Raw genomic sequence first — 15,583 nt, forward strand, 5'->3', positions numbered from 1 at the left:
TGAGGTACTTTTCTCGTGCGTTCCACAGCGTGCTTTTTCAATCCTAATACAGGCTCTGAAGGCCTAGCGGAACTGTCCAAAGTGGCCGTAGAACAGGAAGGGGATGCTCATGTAAGACGGGCTCGTTTGGCCCAACACCTCTTATCCATCTTGTTCCTTCCTGTTGCAGCGAGACCCAAGTTTAAGCCGCGGCTCAAACATAGGACCCTCTAAGGCTTCGGAGAAGCTTTCTGAGGCTTCGGGATAGGGCGCGGAGGCTTGGGTGGAAGTTGCCGGGGCTTCGGGGATGACCGGCGGGGCTTGGGAGTCGGGCGGCCGGGCTTGGGAGCGGGAGGATGGGCCCTGGCAGTCGCTTTTTGGGGGTGGCTGCTCCGGCTACAGCACCTTCATCGTCAGCTGCGAGGCGTGGGCGGGGCTGTGGTAGAGGCGGTGGGTGGCCGCCTGGAAGTCCGTTTCGTTGGCTTCGAAGATGTTGTCGACGTACTTCTGGGGGTTGCGGTCAACGAGCGGAAACCAGGTGCTTTGGACCTGCACCATGAGGCGGTGGCCGGGCTGGAAGGTGTGCAGCAGGTCCTGCACGACGAAGGGCACGGGCGTGACCTGGCCGGGCGTGAACGGCTCGGGCTTGCTGAAGCTGTTGCGGAACCGGCCGCGCATCACCTCGGAGCGCACCAGCTGCTGGTAGCCGCCGAGGTGGACGCCGGGCTGATTGCGCGGGTTGTCGGGGGTGTTGTCGGGGTACACGTCGATGATTTTCACCACCCAGTCGGCGTCGGAGCCGGTGGTGGCCACTTGCAGCAGCGCCTGGATGGGGCCGGCCAGGGTGAGCGGCACGGTGAGGACGTCGGTTTGGTAGGTGAGCACGTCGGGGCGGCGGCTGGCGAAGCGCTGGTCGTCGGTCATGTACTCGCGGGTCATGGCCGGGGCGGTGGCTTCGGTATAGGGCACGGGGTGGGCCGGGTCGCTCAGGAACTGGTCGAATTCGAAGTTGACTTCGGCGCGGCGGCGCTCGGTGGTGCCCTCGGTGGGCGGGCTGAAGCTGAGGCCGCCGGCCTGCCGGAAGTAGAGGGTTTTGGTCTGGGCGGCTTTGGGCGGCCAGGCATCGAAGGTGCGCCAGGTATTGGTGCCGCTTTCGAACACGGTGGCTTCGGCCAGCTTGGCGGCGGCGGTGGGCTTGTCATCCTTCAGGTAGGCTTTGAAGAACGGGGCTTCGACGTTTTCCTGGTACCAGAGCGAAGTGGCGGCGCCGTAGGCCACGTTGCCCACCTGCTCGCCGGTGGTGCCGGCCCAGCCGCCGTGCACCCAGGGGCCCATCACGAGGCGGTTGGACAGGCCGGGGTTTTGCTGCTCGATGGCCTGATACGTGTGCAGCGCCCCAAACAGGTCCTCGGCATCGTTGAAGCCACCCACGGTGAGCACGGCGGTTTTGATGTCGTGCAGGTGCGGGCGGGGGTTGCGGGCCTGCCAGAAGGCGTCGTAGTTGGGGTGCTGCACCAGGTCGTTCCAGTGCTTCACCTGGCCGTGGAAGAGCTGGGCGTCCACGTTTTTGAGCGAGCCGAGGCGGTAGTAGAAGTCGTAGCCGTCGGGCGTGCCCATCTTAAGCTCGGAAGGATACGCGGCGGTGGGCTGCGGCCGGGGCTGCCCAAAACCGGCCCAGAAGCTCACGCCGGTGAGGAAATACGCGCCGTTGTGGTGGTCATCGTCCCAAAACCAGTCCGTGACCGGGGCCTGGGGCGAGGCGGCCTTCAGGGCGGGGTGGCGGCTGAGCAGGCCCGCCGTGGTATAGAAGCCGGGGTAGGAAATGCCCCACTGGCCCACGCGGCCGTTGGTTTTCGGCCCGTGCCTGAGCAGAAATTCGATGGTGTCGAAGGTGTCGGTGCCCTCGTCGATGTCGGTTTTGGTGGCGTGCTTTTCCAGCGCCGGGCGCACGTCCTCAAACGTGCCTTCCGACATAAACGCGCCCCGCACGTCCTGAAACGCGAAGATGTAGCCCTCGTGCAGCATGGCCGTGCTCGGGCTGATGCGCCGCAGGTACTTGCCCGGCCCGTACGGCCCGATGGAATAGGGCGTCCGCTTCAGCATGACGGGGTAACGCACCTTGTCGGCGTCCCGGGGGGCGTACACGATGGTGTAGAGCTTCACCCCGTCGCGCATCGGCACCTGGTATTCCGTCTTGGTGAAGTGCTGCTGAATGTAGAGCGTATCGGCCAGCACGGTGGCCAGCATGGCCTTTTCGGCATCGGAGCGCAGCGGGTAGGTGGGGGCCTGAGCGCGGGCCGGGGCGGCGGCCAGCCCCAGCAGCGCGGCCGCGAGGAAAATGGATGGTTTCATGGGGAGTGAGAAAAATGACACGACCAATGTAGCACGAACCGCGTGGTTCGTGACCAAAAAAGGTACTCGGCGGGCGCGAGGACGCGAACTACCCGGGTCGCGCTACTTCCGGCGGCCCAGCAGTATCAGCAGGCGCTTGATGTTGTCGACTTCCAGCTCGTCGGGCTGCGCGGCCAGTATCCGCCGGATGTCTTTGGCCGAGCGGCCGCCGAAGACGACCACGGCCATGCCGGCGGCGTGGGCCTGGCCCGCCTGCGCGGGCGTGACGCGGTCGGCGTCCAGCACCACGGTGCGGATGTTTTCGGTTTTGGCAAGGCGCAGGCCGGGGGCGAATTCATCGGAGGCGATTTCCAGACCAATGGGCACCTGGGGCATGGCCGTCCGCACCAGCTGCAGGGTGCCGGCTTCCTGGGTGATGAGCAGGACCCGGGCGGGCGGCACCTGGTAGCGGGCGAGGCTGCGGGCAATCTGGCGGATGAGGGCGGGTGTGCGGACGTGCTGGTGGCCGGCGGGCAGGCACTGGTCGTCTTCGTGCAGGTCGAGGTGGAGGCGGGGAAACGTGGGGCGGCGGCTGAGGCGGGCCAGCACCGTATCGAACGTCACGGGCCGCTCCTTCTGAAACAAGTCGTAGGGCCAGCCGCCGCGGTAGCGCAGCTGCACCAGCGCAGCGGCCGGGTACTGGCTGATGCACCCGCGGCCGGTGCTGCTGTTCTCCAGGGTTTGGTCGTGGTACAGCATCACCACGCTGTCCTGGCTCAGCTGGAGGTCGATTTCAATGCCGTCGGCGCCCAACCGCAGGGCGTGGCGCACCCCGCGCCAGCTGCTCGGCGGCCGAAAATTGAAGGGGCTGATGGGCGTGAAAAAACCGGAGCCGGCGTGCCCCAGCGCCACCGGTCCGGCCGCAGGCACGGGCCTGGACGCCGTGCAGCCAGCGAGTTGCCAAAGAACAAACAGGGCCAGCACGGCCCCGGTAAAGGCGGAGTATTTTCTCATGAAAAACAAAATACGGCGCGGGCCGGTGACCTTCTGAACGAAAAATGGCATCCGGAGTTGGCAGCGCCGCGATACTTCGCGGCGCTACAACGCTACTTCTGGGCCCTGGGCCGGCCGCGGCTGGCCCAGCAGTCCAAACAAAAACGTGAGCGCCACCACCAGCCACACCGAGAACCACACGTCGCTCAGGTAGTGCATGCCCAGCACCAGCCGGCCCAGCGCAATCAGGCCCGGCAGCACCAGCAGCGGCACGCGCCAGCGCGGAAAAGCCACGGCCAGCGGCCAGAACAAGCTGAGATAAATGGCGGTGTGCGTTGATGGGAAAGAGTCGTTGTGCGGCCCAATGGCCCACAGGCCGGAACCCGCGTAGCCCGCGCCAAACTGCACTTCGGGCCGCAGCCGGTGCACGGTGCCCTTCAGCACATTGGCCAGCACCATGCTGAATTCGTGGGTGAGCAGCAGGACGAGGAAGAGGGTGGCGCCCCGCCGTTTCAGGGCGTAGCGGCCCACGGCGAAGGCCAGTCCCAACGCCAGAAAGATGATGGGCAGCCCCACTACGTGCCGCATCAGCGCATCGTGCACGGTATCGGCCGTGCCGGTGAGGGTGGCAAAAAACGGCACCGCCCAAGCGAAATGCCCGTGAATGAACCCGGCCAGCGGCTGGTCCAGAAACAGAATCAGCAGCGCACAGGCCGGCAGCGTGATGGCCGTGAAGACGAGGAATTGGCGGAGCGTCATGGCTGTTGTGCGACTGTAGCGCGGACTTTGTAGTCCGCGTTTCCACGCCGTTAGGTTGGTTTTAAAGGCGCGGGGACGCGGACTACAAAGTCCGCGCTACTTCTTATCCCAGCGCCTTATTCAGGGCAATAATAGAGGGTTTATATTCTTCCCGGCCCACGATGAACTGGATATTGACCTTGCGCAGCGCAAAGCCGGCGCTACGGATGTTGATGCCGGCCTCGGCCAGGGCGCCGGCGGCGCGGGCCAGCAGGCCGGGCTCGTCGATGTTGGAGCCGATGAGGCAGACCAGGGCGGCGTCTTCCACGGTAATGTTCTCGTACTTGGCTTCCAGCGCGGCCACCAGGGCCGGTTTCAGGTCTTTTTGCCAGATGAGGAGCGAAATGCTGTTGGCGCTGGTGGCCTTGAAAATGTAGCTCACCCCGAGGTCAAAGAACACCTGCATGAGGTGCAGGTCGAAGCCGGCCGCGCCCACCATCAGCGGGTCGTGGATGTCAATCATCACCACTTTATCGGTGCCGGTGATGACTTCGACGTGCTTGTCCGGCGACACGAAATCGCGGGTGATGAGCGTGCCGGGGTGCTCGGGCTCGAAGGTGTTTTTGATGCGCAGGTCGATGGCATTTATCTCCAGCGGCTTCGAGGCTTTGGGGTGAATGGCCTCCATGCCCACGTCGGCGAGTTGGTCGGCCACGTCGTAGTTGGTGAAGCCGATGGGGTGGCAGTGGTCCACGCCCACCAGGTTGGGGTCGGCCGAGCTGAGGTGGTATTCCTTGTGAATAATGGCCTCCTGGGGCCGCACGGCCACGGCAATCTTGCTGAACGTGACTTCGGAATAGCCCCGGTCGAACTCCCGCATAATGCCCTCGGTGCCCTTGGTGTAGCCCGTGGCAATGCAGACGGTGCGGGCAAAATCAATGTCGGCAAAAGCCTGCCTGATGCGCTCATCGATGGTCAGGGCCTGCGCGTCGTCGAAGCCGCTGAGGTCGATAAGGGTGGCGTTTACGCCCCGGTTTTGCAGGATATTGACCGAGTTGAAGGCCGAGTGGGCCTCCCCTAGCGAAGCCAGGATTTCGCGGGCCGCCTGCAGGATGTTGGTGCTGTTGACGTAGCCCGAGGCCAGCACGTTGGTGAGGCTTTCGAGGGTGGTCTGGGCCTGGTTGATGCGCTGCTGAATGAAGGCATCGGCCACGGCCAAATCGAGGCCCAGGGGCTCGTAGGCTTTGTTTAGCTCCTGCAATTTGGCCGCCACCTCCTGCAGCGCCACCCGAAACTCCTGGTGCTCGGTGATGCGGTGGTAGACGCCGGGCGCGCCGGTTTTCTTGTTTTCAAGCAGCCAGTTGGTGACGTTGGCGTAGGCCGACACCACGAAAATGCGGTTGTACAGCGCCTGGCCTTCGCGGCCGTGGAAGATGATGTTGTCGAGGACCTCGGCGAAGGCGGTCATCGAAGTGCCGCCGATTTTTTCTACTGTGAGCACTGGGTATGTAGAAGGAAGCGAATGCTTCAAGATGATAATTGAGAACACAAAAGAACGTCATGCTGAGCTTGTCGAAGCATCTCTACCGCGAAGAGTAACTAATTACTATTGCGGTAGAGATGCTTCGACAAGCTCAGCATGACGTTCTTCTGAAAAGCAGTAGCTCGCTACTGCGCCGGCTCCTTCCCGTAGGAAATCATGTTCGTGATAATCCGATAAGCCCCCGGCACGCCGGCCGGCAGCTCCCGGAACAGCGACAGGCCCGTATAGATGTAGTGGCCCTTGCCGTAGTCCGTCACCAGAATGGCGCTTTCTTTGGCGGGCTCGCCGGGGTCGCTGCTCGAAATCACGGTCTGGTATTTCGGGTCCCATTTCGAGGGATAGTAGAGGCCCTGCTCCTGCACCCAGCCTTTGAAATCTTCCGCCGTAATCTTATTCGGCGCGGCCAGCAGCTGGTGTTTCGAGAGGGTGACGGGGGCATCCTCCACGGTTACGCGGTCGGAAGAAAGGGTCATGGGATAGGGGCCGATTTCGGGGAGGACCGTGCCGCGGTTCACCACGTACTGCACCACCACGGTGCCGCCGGCTTCCATGTATTTGAGGATTTCGGGCTGCTGGGTTTTGAGCTTGTCCACTGTGTTGTAGGCGCGGATGCCCACCATCAGGGCATCGTATTTTTTCAGGTTGGCGGCGGTGAGGTCTTTGGCTTCGAGCAGGGTCACGTTGTAGCCGATTTGGCGCAGGGCTTCGGGCACTTCGTCGCCGGCGCCCATGAGGTAGGCCACGTTCTGGCCTCGTCGCTTGAGCTCCAGCTTCACGAGCGGGGCCACGGCTTCGGGAAACAGCGTTTGGGTGGGGATGTGGGGGTAGATGATTTGCTGAATGCCGCGGCTGTAGGCCTGGCCGTCGACGGTGGCCACGGCGCGCAGCTCCGTTTTGCCGGGGGCGGCGTTGGGGCCTGGCTGCACGAGGAAGTTCACGGTTTGCTCGGCGTCTTTGGCGGCGAGGGTGAAGGACTGGCTGGCGGGGGTGCTGGTCCAGCCGGGGGGCAGGGTGAGGGCCAGCGTGCCGGCCACGCCCGCGCGGCCGGCTTTGAGGGTCACGGGCACGGTCTTGGGCTGGGCATCGGCGAAGACGTAGGCGCGGGCGGCGGGCAGGTTCACGGCCACGGGCGGCACCACGGCCAGCGGCTGGTACAGCTCGCCGAGCACGGGGTCGGTGTGCTTGTATTGGACGGGAATATGCAGTGCACTGTTCCAATCACTATTTAGAAATACATACAGTGAACCAACTGACATATTCTCAGGAGTACCCACTAATTCTTGTCCAATTATCATTTCACTCCCTACGATATGCATCTTCTTTTTACCCTTCACTTCGTAGAGCTCAGGAAATGGAAGTGCAGAGAGCGGCGGATAAATTGTCAAGCTTTGTCTTCCAACCGGGAATTTCTTTGGTAGCGCGTACATACCTATCGTACCCTTTTCCCGCAGCCAGTAAGGCTGTGTTTCTGGAATAAATGGATAAATCTTGCCTCGCAGAATTAAACGCAGAGTTTTACCTGCTTCGATTTTTAAAGGACCTTGAAGCAGTATAGTATCCGCTTCTAAGCCAGCCATAGAAATCATAGGACCAATTTCCATTGGTGAGGCCGAGCGGTTTGTCAGTTCTAAAGTTATTTTCATTGGCTCACCGGCAACAATTGAGGCTTCAGCCACTGATGCTTCGGCGTAAAGACCTAAAGCAGCTTGCTTTAATTGTAGCAACTCTTCCAGTTTCGCTTGCTCATAGAAACGAGAATCATCGGTGGGTTTTAATGCAATAATTGCTTTCTGAATCTCATTAATCCCCGCAACGCTGGCGCTGGGGTTGCTCGCATCATACTTGCGAATCACCTCCTCGATGAGCTTGCCCACGGCCGCGCCGCCGGGCACCCGGTTCCAGGTCTGGTCCACGCCTTCAAACAGGTCTTTGGTGGCCGGGGCGCCTTTCACGGGCTGGAAATACTCCAGCGCCTCGCCCCGCTGGGCGGCCGAGCCGAAGCCCTGGCTGCGGTGGTTGCTGCGGCTGCGGGCCGCGATTTCGCCGTAGCTCTGGCCAAGCAGGGGGTTGTAGCCGCCGGCATCGAGCTTCAGATACGCGTCCATGTTTTCGCCGGGCTTCACGAAGAAGCTGCCGGTGTTCCAGAATAGCCGCTTGGGCTGCCAGGCTTGCACGTACTGGAGCTGCTCGGGGAAGCGCTTGGGGTCGCCGGCGGCGTCGAAGGCTTCGGCGGCGAGGATGGCGCTGGCCTGGTGGTGGCCGTGGCCGGCGCGGGCATCGGGCGGGAAGCGGGTGATGAGCACATCGGGCCGGCGCTGGCGGATGACCCACACCATGTCGGCCAGCACCTGCTCGTGGTCCCAGATGCGGAAGGTTTCGTCGGACGTTTTCGAGAAGCCGAAGTCGTTGGCGCGGGTAAAGAACTGCCGGCCGCCGTCGAGCCGCCGGGCCGCCAGCAGCTCCTGGGTGCGAATCACGCCGAGGCCCTCGCGCAGCTCGGGGCCGATGAGGTTCTGGCCGCCGTCGCCGCGGGTGCAGCTCAGGTAGCTGGTTTCGAGCAGGCGCTCGTTGGCCATATAGGCGATAAGGCGGGTGTTCTCATCGTCGGGGTGGGCGGCGATGTACATCACCGAGCCGAGGACGTTGAGCTTCTTCAGGCCCAGCAGGATTTCGGAGGAGGTGTAGGTTTTGGGGGTTTGCGCTTGCGCTTCAGTGAACAGTGAACAGTGAGCAGTGAGCAGCAGCAGGGCCGCAAAGAGCGGGCGGAGGGAACGAATCATGCGCGGGAAACCGGGGTTGAGGCCGTGAAGTTACCAACCGGAGCGCCGGCCGATGGCGCGGGCCTGCGGCCCGGGCCGACTATTCGCAGGCCACCGGCCTGCAATCGTTGGCCGGTGGCCCAACGAAACGGTTGTCCCGGCTGGCGCACGTCTACGACACGCGCCAGCCGGGTCTTGAAGATTGTTTGCCCATGTTTGACGGTTGCTTGTTCAAGTTTGACGGTTACTTATTCAGGTTTGACACCTGTTTATTTAGATTTAATAGTCAATTAGATGGGTTTAATACCTGTTTATTCAGGTTTGACGGTTAGTTATTTGTATTTAATCATAAATTGAATAGATTTGACGGTCAGAAGTTTTATAACGCCGGTTAGCTATTTTAATTAGCCGTCTGGATGGCTGTATTACCGCAAACCTGTTTCTCATGCCTGTCTCCGAAGCTCCGGCCTCCCTGGCCACCGCCTTTGCCCAACGCCTGGCCGCGCGCGACAACCCGCCGCCCGCCCCGCCCCTGAGCCAGGAGCCCGCCGCCGTGCTGGCCCGGCTGGGAACCTGGCTGGCCGCCCACCACGCCGTGCGCGACGTGCGCAGCCAGGGCCGCCTGGGCCGCATGCTGCTGGCCCTGATGCAAGCCCCCGAGTGCGGCCACGCCGACCTGCGCCGGGCGGCCGGCCTCACCGAGCGCGCCGCCGGCCGCAGCAGCCAGCGCCTGCACCAGCTGGGCCTGGCCACTTGGGAGCAGCGCAGCTACTGGCGCTACTGGCGCCTCACCCGCGCCGCCGAAGATGCCCTGCTGCTGGTGGTGGCCGGGCCGGAAGGCGCCATCCCCCCGGTCTGACCGCCCTAGGCGGTCAGACCGGTTGAAGCGAGAACAACCCGCCCGGCTATATTCGCCAGGACAAGGTGCTATCTGCCCCCGCAACAACTCTGGGACTGCGGCCCAAGCTATTCTTCTGGCACCTGACAAGATGCTATCTGCCCCCACAACAACCGGTCAGACCGCCTGGGGCGGTCAGACCGGGCAACGACACCCTCCAGCAAACGCCCGCCATGCACTACAAAGCCGATGCGCTTTACCATGTATACAACCGGGGCAACAACGGCCAGCAGCTCTTTTTTACCCCGGCACACTACCACCATTTTCTGCGCTTGTTTCGCCAGCACCTCGCACCTTGCGCCGAGGTGCTGGCGTATTGCCTCATGCCCAACCATTTTCATTTCCTGCTGCACACCACGGTGGCGGGCACCCAGCCAACGGCGGCCTCGACCAGTACGACCACGCAGCCCTTATCGCGGGGCATTGGCGAGCTGCTCAGCTCGTATAGCCAGGGGCTCAACCAGCAATTGGGCCGACAGGGAGGACTGTTTCAGCCCAAAACCAAGGACAAGCAAGTAGATGGCCCTTTTTGCGAACCTAGCTACGCGGCCACCTACCTGCATTACATTCACCAGAATCCCATGCGCGCCGGGTTGGCAAATGGGCTGGACGACTGGCCCTATTCGTCGTATCGCGACTATGCCGGCTTGCGCAGTGGCAGCCTGTGCGACCAGCAGCAGGCCCAACGCCTGTTGGGACTACCCAGAAGCACAGCGCTTTTCATCCAGGAATCAGCGGAGGCCATCGACCCCACACGAGTGCGCGACCGATGGCTATAAAACACCCCTACCCCCGGTCAGACCGCCCCAGGCGCTCTGACCGGTTGTCATAAGCCCGTTCTGGCAAACAACGACGACCGGTCAGACCGCCTGGGGCGGTCAGACCGGGGGTACGGGCGCAACATTGGGCCGGGCGGGCACGTCTTTGGCTTGGCTGAACTTCATTTGTGGTGAATTCGGTTTACCTCCCATCTGCGCCGCAGCGTCGCGGCGTTTCTTTTTGCTCATGACGATTTCCCCTTTCCGCCGCTGGTCGCTTTCGCTGGCGCTCCTGGCCCTGCCTTTCTTCAGCCAGGCCCAATCCGTCGACACGCCCACGCCCGCCCCGGCCCCCGTGGGCGACCAAAGCGCCGCCCAGTGGTACCTCAAAGACCCGCAGCTCGACAACGTGCCCGGTGTGGGCGCGACGCGGGCCTACAATGAAATCCTGAAAAACCTGGTGCCCACGCCCGTTATCGTGGCCGTGATTGACTCCGGGATTGACACGGCTCACGTCGATTTGAAGCCGGTGCTGTGGACGAACTACAAGGAGATTCCCGGCAATGGCATCGACGACGACAAGAACGGCTACGTCGACGACGTGCACGGCTGGAACTTCCTCGGCGGCCCCGACGGCCGCAACGTGAATGCCGAAACCCTGGAAATGACGCGCATCGTGGCCGCCGGCCGCAAGCGCTTCAAGGGCAAAACCGCCGCCACCGTGAAGCCCGCCGACAAGGCCGACTTCGCGCTGTACCAGAAGGCCGAAAAGACCTATAAAGTCCGCCTCAAGGAGGAATCGGAACGCGCCAAGCAGGTGGAGGACATGTCGGGCCCGCTGAACATGATGGTGGCCAACATGAAGCAGGCCCTCGGCACCGATAAGCTGGACACCACGGCCCTGAAAAACGCCAACACGACCGACCCCAACATGAAGCGCGCCGTGGCCGGCATGCTCGACATGATGCACCAGACCGGGGCCGCCGACGCCGACGCCCTGCTCAAGGAGCTGAACGACGGCGTGAAGCAGGAGCGCAGCATGCTGGACAACTCGCTCAACCTGGATTTCAACCCCCGCGCCGACATCATCAAGGACAACCCCGAGGATGTGACCCAGCGCTACTACGGCAACAACGACCTCCACGGCCCCGACCCCATGCACGGCACCCACGTTTCGGGCATCATCGCGGCGGTGCGGAATAATAACCTCGGCATCCAGGGCATTGCCGCCGACCCGGTGCGCATCATGATGGTGCGGGCCGTGCCCGACGGCGACGAGCGCGACAAGGACATTGCCAACGCCATCCGCTACGCCGTGGACAACGGCGCCCAGATTATCAACATGAGCTTTGGCAAAGAATTCTCGCCCCAGCGCCCCGCCGTGGAAGCCGCCTACAAGTACGCCGCCGCCAAAAACGTGCTGCTCGTGCACGCCGCCGGCAACGAAAACCACAACCTCGACCTGGAGGACAATTACCCGGCTTCCTTCTACATCAACCACACCACCATCCCGAACCTGCTCACCGTGGGCGCTTCCGGCCCGAAAGACAACGCCGCCCTCACCGCCGACTTCTCCAACTACAGCCGCAAAGGCGTGGACGTATTCGCGCCCGGCGTGGGCATCTTCAGCACCCTGCCTGGCAGCACCTACGGCAACGAAAGCGGCACCAGCATGGCCTCGCCCGTCACGGCCGGCGTGGCAGCGGTGCTGAAGTCCTACTTCCCCAAGCTCACGGCCACCGATTTGAAGCGCATCATCATGCAGTCGGCGCAGGTGCACCACACCAAAGTGCACGTCCCCGGCGGCGAGAAAGAGGTTGATTTCTCAACGCTGTCCGTAACCGGCGGCGTGGTGGATATGTACGAAGCCGTGAAGCTGGCGCAGAAAGCCACGATGTAAGCGGCTCCTCCCACCCGGCGGCAACCTCACCCCCGGCCCCTCTCCCGTGGAGAGGGAAGCCACGGCATAAGCTTGATTATTAAAATCAAAAAGCCTCTCTGCGGTAAACAGAGGGGCTTTTTATGTACCGTTAGGTTGTCGTCAGGCTCCCCCTCTCCGCGGGAGAGGGAGCCGTGCCCCAAAGGGGTCCCGTGAGGTGACGCTACCCTACCGCCACCCCTTTTTCCTCCTGCTGGAAGCTGCGCAGCACCAGCCGGTCCATGAGGCCGGGCAGCCACTTGTTCATGAACACCACGAACTTGCCCTGGCCCGTGAGCACCAGCGTGCGCCGCCGCTGCCGCACGGCGTTGAGCAGCGCATCGGCCACGGTTTCGCTGGTCATCATGGCACCTTCGTCGCGCGGCGACTCGCCCTGCGAAGTGCCGTCGGCGGCCAGCGCCGTCTGGCGGATATTGGAGGCCGTGAAGCCGGGTGCGGCCGTGAGTACGTTCACCCCCTGGTCGAGCAGTTCGGTGCGCAGCGCTTCCAGAAACCCGTTCATGGCGAACTTGGAAGCCGAGTAGCCGGTGCGGCCCGGCAAGCCCCGGTAGCCGGCAATGCTGCTGATGCCCACGATGCTGCCCTTGCTCTTCAACAAATGAGGCAGGGCGAACTTGGTGGTGAAAACGGTGCCGAAAAAGTTGGTTTGCATCAGCCGCTTGATAACCTCCAGCTCGGCGTCCTGGAAGCGGGCCCGCATGGAAATGCCGGCGTTGTTGATGAGCACGTCGAGGCCGCCGAAGCGGGCCACGGCTTCGCGCACGGCGCGTTCGGCGGCGGCTTCGTCGCCCACATCGGCCCGGACGGCCAGGTTCGTGATGCCGGCCGCCGTCAGGGCCTGCGCGGTATCCGCGAGCTTGGCTTCGTCGCGGCCGGTGAAAGCTACCTGGTAGCCCACCCGGCCAAATGCCAGCGCGCACGCCCGGCCGATGCCCGAAGTGCCACCGGTGATGAGAACAGTTGGAGTTGGCATAACAAAAAAATAATGGCCTTACGCGGCCATTTGGAAAGCATTGAGCAAATGGTGAAGACAAACTTACGGCCGGGTGGTGCGATTTTTGCAAAGCGCTTTTAAACTCAACCGGCGCATTTGGGTCTGGCAAAAAGTTAACCTGAGCGCTAGATACTAATTTCACTAGTGAGCAAATCAGCGGGATACACGGCCGACTGAAAAAGGACAACGGCTTATTTTGGCCGTTTCGTCCTCTTTTTCTGCTTACATTTATCCACTGAATTCTATCTTTTCCCCATTAAGCACCGCATGAATCCACTCTTACGTTCCTGGTCCCGGTTTGTACCTGGTTTTGTGGCCGCCGTGCTTGCCCTGGGCTCCGCCCAGACCGCTTCGGCCCAGACCTGCCCGATTGCGGCGGCCTGCACGCCGGGCCGCGCCAGCAGCAACCAGGCTGCGGCCTTCAACATGGGCATCCTCAACGTGACGGTGGGCAACAACCTCATTAATAAAACGTCGGTGGGCCAGGCCGATGGCTACCAGGACTACAGCTGCACCAACAACGCCGCCCTGGTTGTGGGCCAGACCTACGCCATCAGCGTGCTCACCAATCCCAACACGGCCGAGAACGTGCGCGTCTGGATTGACTACAACAACGACGGGGCCTTCACCGGCAACAACGAGCTGGTGTTTAGCTCCAACGTGCTGACGCCGCTGCATTCGGGCACCTTTTCCCCGCCGGCCGCGGCCGTGCTCAGCACCAACCTGCGCATGCGCGTGGCCGCCGATTACGGCCTGGGCATCGTGCCCACGTCCTGCTCCACGCCGCAGTATTCGCAGGACGAAGACTACAGCGTGCGGCTGTCAGCCAACGTGAGCGCGCCGGTGGCCAGCTTCACCACCAGCACCACCACCACCTGCACCGGCTGCGTGCAGTTCACCGATGCCAGCCAGAACCTGCCCACTTCCTGGCTCTGGAATTTCGGCGACGGCACCCCCACCAGCACCCAGCAAAGCCCCAACCACTGCTACACCACGGCCGGTACCTACGCCGTGACGCTGCAGGCCACCAATGCGGCCGGCACCAACACCAGCGCCGCCACCAGCATTGTGTACAACAGCGCGGTGCCCGCGGCGGCCAGCTGCTCGCCCCCGACCATCAACTACTTCGCCAACTACGGCATCACGCGCTTCCGCCTGGGCACCATCGACAACACCTCGGCCGATGGCAGCGCGGGCTACCAGGACTTCACCTGCCCGCAGCGCACGGAGCTGATTGCGGGCGTCAACTACTCGATGATTATCACCACGGGCGGCGTGAATCCGCATGACATCCGGGTGTACCTCGATAAGGACAACAACGGCATTCTGACCACGGCCGAGCAAGTATACCAGAGCCTGAACACGGCTACGCCCGGCGCCACCACCACCCTGAGCCTGCCCACCGGCACCACCCTCAACGTGCCGCTGCGGCTGCGCATCGTGGCCGACGCCGTGGGCAACAACCCCGGCCCCTGCACCAGCCCCGTGAGCGGCCAGGTGGAGGACTACACCATCGTTGCCCGGCCCAACACCCTGCCGCCCAGCATCAACTTCAGCACGAACTACGTGGTTGGCGGCTGCGTGAACCCCATCCAGTTCACCGACCTCACCACCAACCTGCCCACCTCCTGGCTCTGGAACTTTGGCGACGGCACCCCCACCAGCACCCTCCAGAATCCCTCGCACCAGTACACGGCTTCGGGCACCTACAACGTCAGCCTGTCGGCCACGAACACCAATGGCACCGCCAGCATCACGCGCCTGAACGCCGTGACCGTTTCCGTGCCCTGCCTCCTGTACTGCGCGGCCAATGGCACGGGCGGCATTTCGGGGGCCGGGGTGCAGCTGCCCAGCCCCTTCTACATTACTTCCGTGGCCGTGGCCAATTCCAACCCGGTGTACAGCAACGTGACCGGCGTGGCCACCAACGGCTACGCCAACTACACGGCCGCGCCCATCACCATGAACGCCGGCACCCCGGTAAACCTCACGGTGGTATCGAACCTGGCCATTATTCACCGCACGGCAGTATGGGTCGACGTGAACCAGAACGGAGTGTTTGACTCGAGTGAGCTGGTGGCCAACGGCGTGACCACGGCAACCTCCACCTTCACGGCCAGCTTCACGCTGCCGGCTGCCGCTGCCGGCCTCAACACCCGCATGCGGGTTCTCACCGTGGTGAACAATAATGCTCCCTTTGCCTGCGGCACCAACGTGCTGAATGCCGAGGTGGAAGACTACCAGCTGCGGGTGCTGCCCCTGGCCACCCGCGATGCCGTGGCCCTGGCCACGCTCAGCCTCTACCCCAACCCCACCCTCGACGGGCACGTGGGCCTGCGCCTGGCCAATGCCAACGCGGCGGGCCTCTACACCACCGAGGTGCAGAACCTACTGGGGGCCACGGTACTGCGCACCACCCTGCGCCTGAGCCCGGCCGCCGATGCCGGGCTCGACCTGAGCAGCCTGGCTTCGGGCGTGTACGTGCTGCGCCTGCGCGATGCCCAGGGCCAAACGGCCACGCGCCGCGTGGTGCGCGAGTAGACTGGTGCTGCGCCCGGCCTTCCTTTTCTTCTCTTTGCAATCAAACCCGAATACGTCGGCGGCCACAGAGCCGCCGGCAAGGCTTCCCGTCTTCCTACCCTTCATTCTTT

At 63.0% G+C, this 15,583-nt stretch carries 10 protein-coding genes; 4 read left to right on the forward strand and 6 right to left on the reverse strand.

Going from position 1 to position 15,583, the window contains the following annotated elements:
- Positions 1–375 precede the first annotated feature (375 nt).
- The 5 genes from J4G38_RS22755 to J4G38_RS22775 form a co-directional block, all read right to left on the reverse strand.
- A complete protein-coding gene (locus J4G38_RS22755; protein ID WP_210521077.1) occupies positions 376–2,331 on the reverse strand; it encodes a CocE/NonD family hydrolase in 1,956 nt (651 codons plus the stop codon).
- Positions 2,332–2,433: 102 nt separating this feature from the next.
- A complete protein-coding gene (locus tag J4G38_RS22760) occupies positions 2,434–3,324 on the reverse strand; it encodes a glycerophosphodiester phosphodiesterase (RefSeq protein ID WP_210521078.1) in 891 nt (296 codons plus the stop codon).
- An 84-nt stretch (positions 3,325–3,408) separates the two neighbouring features.
- Positions 3,409–4,062 carry a phosphatase PAP2 family protein gene (locus J4G38_RS22765; protein WP_210521079.1) on the reverse strand — a complete coding sequence of 218 codons (654 nt, stop codon included), beginning with the start codon at positions 4,060–4,062 and terminating at the stop codon, positions 3,409–3,411.
- Between the two features lie 103 nt (positions 4,063–4,165).
- Complete coding sequence (locus J4G38_RS22770; RefSeq protein ID WP_210521080.1) at positions 4,166–5,542, reverse strand: aspartate kinase; 1,377 nt, start codon at positions 5,540–5,542, stop codon at positions 4,166–4,168.
- A gap of 167 nt (positions 5,543–5,709) precedes the next feature.
- The gene (locus tag J4G38_RS22775; protein WP_210521081.1) at positions 5,710–8,364 is read right to left on the reverse strand and encodes a PIG-L family deacetylase; all 2,655 of its coding nucleotides are present in this window, start codon (positions 8,362–8,364) and stop codon (positions 5,710–5,712) included.
- A gap of 424 nt (positions 8,365–8,788) precedes the next feature.
- Here J4G38_RS22775 and J4G38_RS22780 point away from each other — a divergent pair, with 424 nt between their 5' ends.
- The 3 genes from J4G38_RS22780 (at position 8,789) to J4G38_RS22790 (ending at position 11,899) form a co-directional block, all read left to right on the forward strand.
- Positions 8,789–9,202, forward strand: coding sequence for a hypothetical protein (locus J4G38_RS22780; protein WP_210521082.1), 414 nt, complete (start codon positions 8,789–8,791; stop codon positions 9,200–9,202).
- A 212-nt stretch (positions 9,203–9,414) separates the two neighbouring features.
- Positions 9,415–10,020: a transposase gene (locus J4G38_RS22785; protein ID WP_210521083.1), complete on the forward strand. Its 606-nt coding sequence runs from the start codon at positions 9,415–9,417 to the stop codon at positions 10,018–10,020.
- Positions 10,021–10,246: 226 nt separating this feature from the next.
- On the forward strand, positions 10,247–11,899 hold the full coding sequence (locus J4G38_RS22790; RefSeq protein WP_210521084.1) for a S8 family serine peptidase: 1,653 nt from the start codon (positions 10,247–10,249) through the stop codon (positions 11,897–11,899).
- Between the two features lie 202 nt (positions 11,900–12,101).
- On the opposite strand, the gene J4G38_RS22795 is transcribed toward J4G38_RS22790, so the two are convergent.
- The gene (locus J4G38_RS22795; protein ID WP_210521085.1) at positions 12,102–12,911 is read right to left on the reverse strand and encodes an SDR family oxidoreductase; all 810 of its coding nucleotides are present in this window, start codon (positions 12,909–12,911) and stop codon (positions 12,102–12,104) included.
- Positions 12,912–13,199: 288 nt separating this feature from the next.
- Here J4G38_RS22795 and J4G38_RS22800 point away from each other — a divergent pair, with 288 nt between their 5' ends.
- The gene (locus J4G38_RS22800; RefSeq protein WP_210521086.1) at positions 13,200–15,473 is read left to right on the forward strand and encodes a GEVED domain-containing protein; all 2,274 of its coding nucleotides are present in this window, start codon (positions 13,200–13,202) and stop codon (positions 15,471–15,473) included.
- Positions 15,474–15,583 lie beyond the last annotated feature (110 nt).

This window comes from Hymenobacter terricola (assembly GCF_017921975.2).
In the GTDB taxonomy this organism is placed as follows: domain Bacteria; phylum Bacteroidota; class Bacteroidia; order Cytophagales; family Hymenobacteraceae; genus Hymenobacter; species Hymenobacter terricola.

What these genes read in the sequence shown, in the direction of transcription:
- J4G38_RS22755 (WP_210521077.1), bottom strand. Translation starts at nt 2,331, where the DNA reads ATGAAACCATCCATTTTCCTCGCGGCCGCGCTGCTGGGGCTGGCCGCC.
- J4G38_RS22760 (WP_210521078.1), bottom strand. Translation starts at nt 3,324, where the DNA reads ATGAGAAAATACTCCGCCTTTACCGGGGCCGTGCTGGCCCTGTTTGTT.
- J4G38_RS22765 (WP_210521079.1), bottom strand. Translation starts at nt 4,062, where the DNA reads ATGACGCTCCGCCAATTCCTCGTCTTCACGGCCATCACGCTGCCGGCC.
- J4G38_RS22775 (WP_210521081.1), bottom strand. Translation starts at nt 8,364, where the DNA reads ATGATTCGTTCCCTCCGCCCGCTCTTTGCGGCCCTGCTGCTGCTCACT.
- J4G38_RS22780 (WP_210521082.1), top strand. Translation starts at nt 8,789, where the DNA reads ATGCCTGTCTCCGAAGCTCCGGCCTCCCTGGCCACCGCCTTTGCCCAA.
- J4G38_RS22785 (WP_210521083.1), top strand. Translation starts at nt 9,415, where the DNA reads ATGCACTACAAAGCCGATGCGCTTTACCATGTATACAACCGGGGCAAC.
- J4G38_RS22790 (WP_210521084.1), top strand. Translation starts at nt 10,247, where the DNA reads ATGACGATTTCCCCTTTCCGCCGCTGGTCGCTTTCGCTGGCGCTCCTG.
- J4G38_RS22795 (WP_210521085.1), bottom strand. Translation starts at nt 12,911, where the DNA reads ATGCCAACTCCAACTGTTCTCATCACCGGTGGCACTTCGGGCATCGGC.
- J4G38_RS22800 (WP_210521086.1), top strand. Translation starts at nt 13,200, where the DNA reads ATGAATCCACTCTTACGTTCCTGGTCCCGGTTTGTACCTGGTTTTGTG.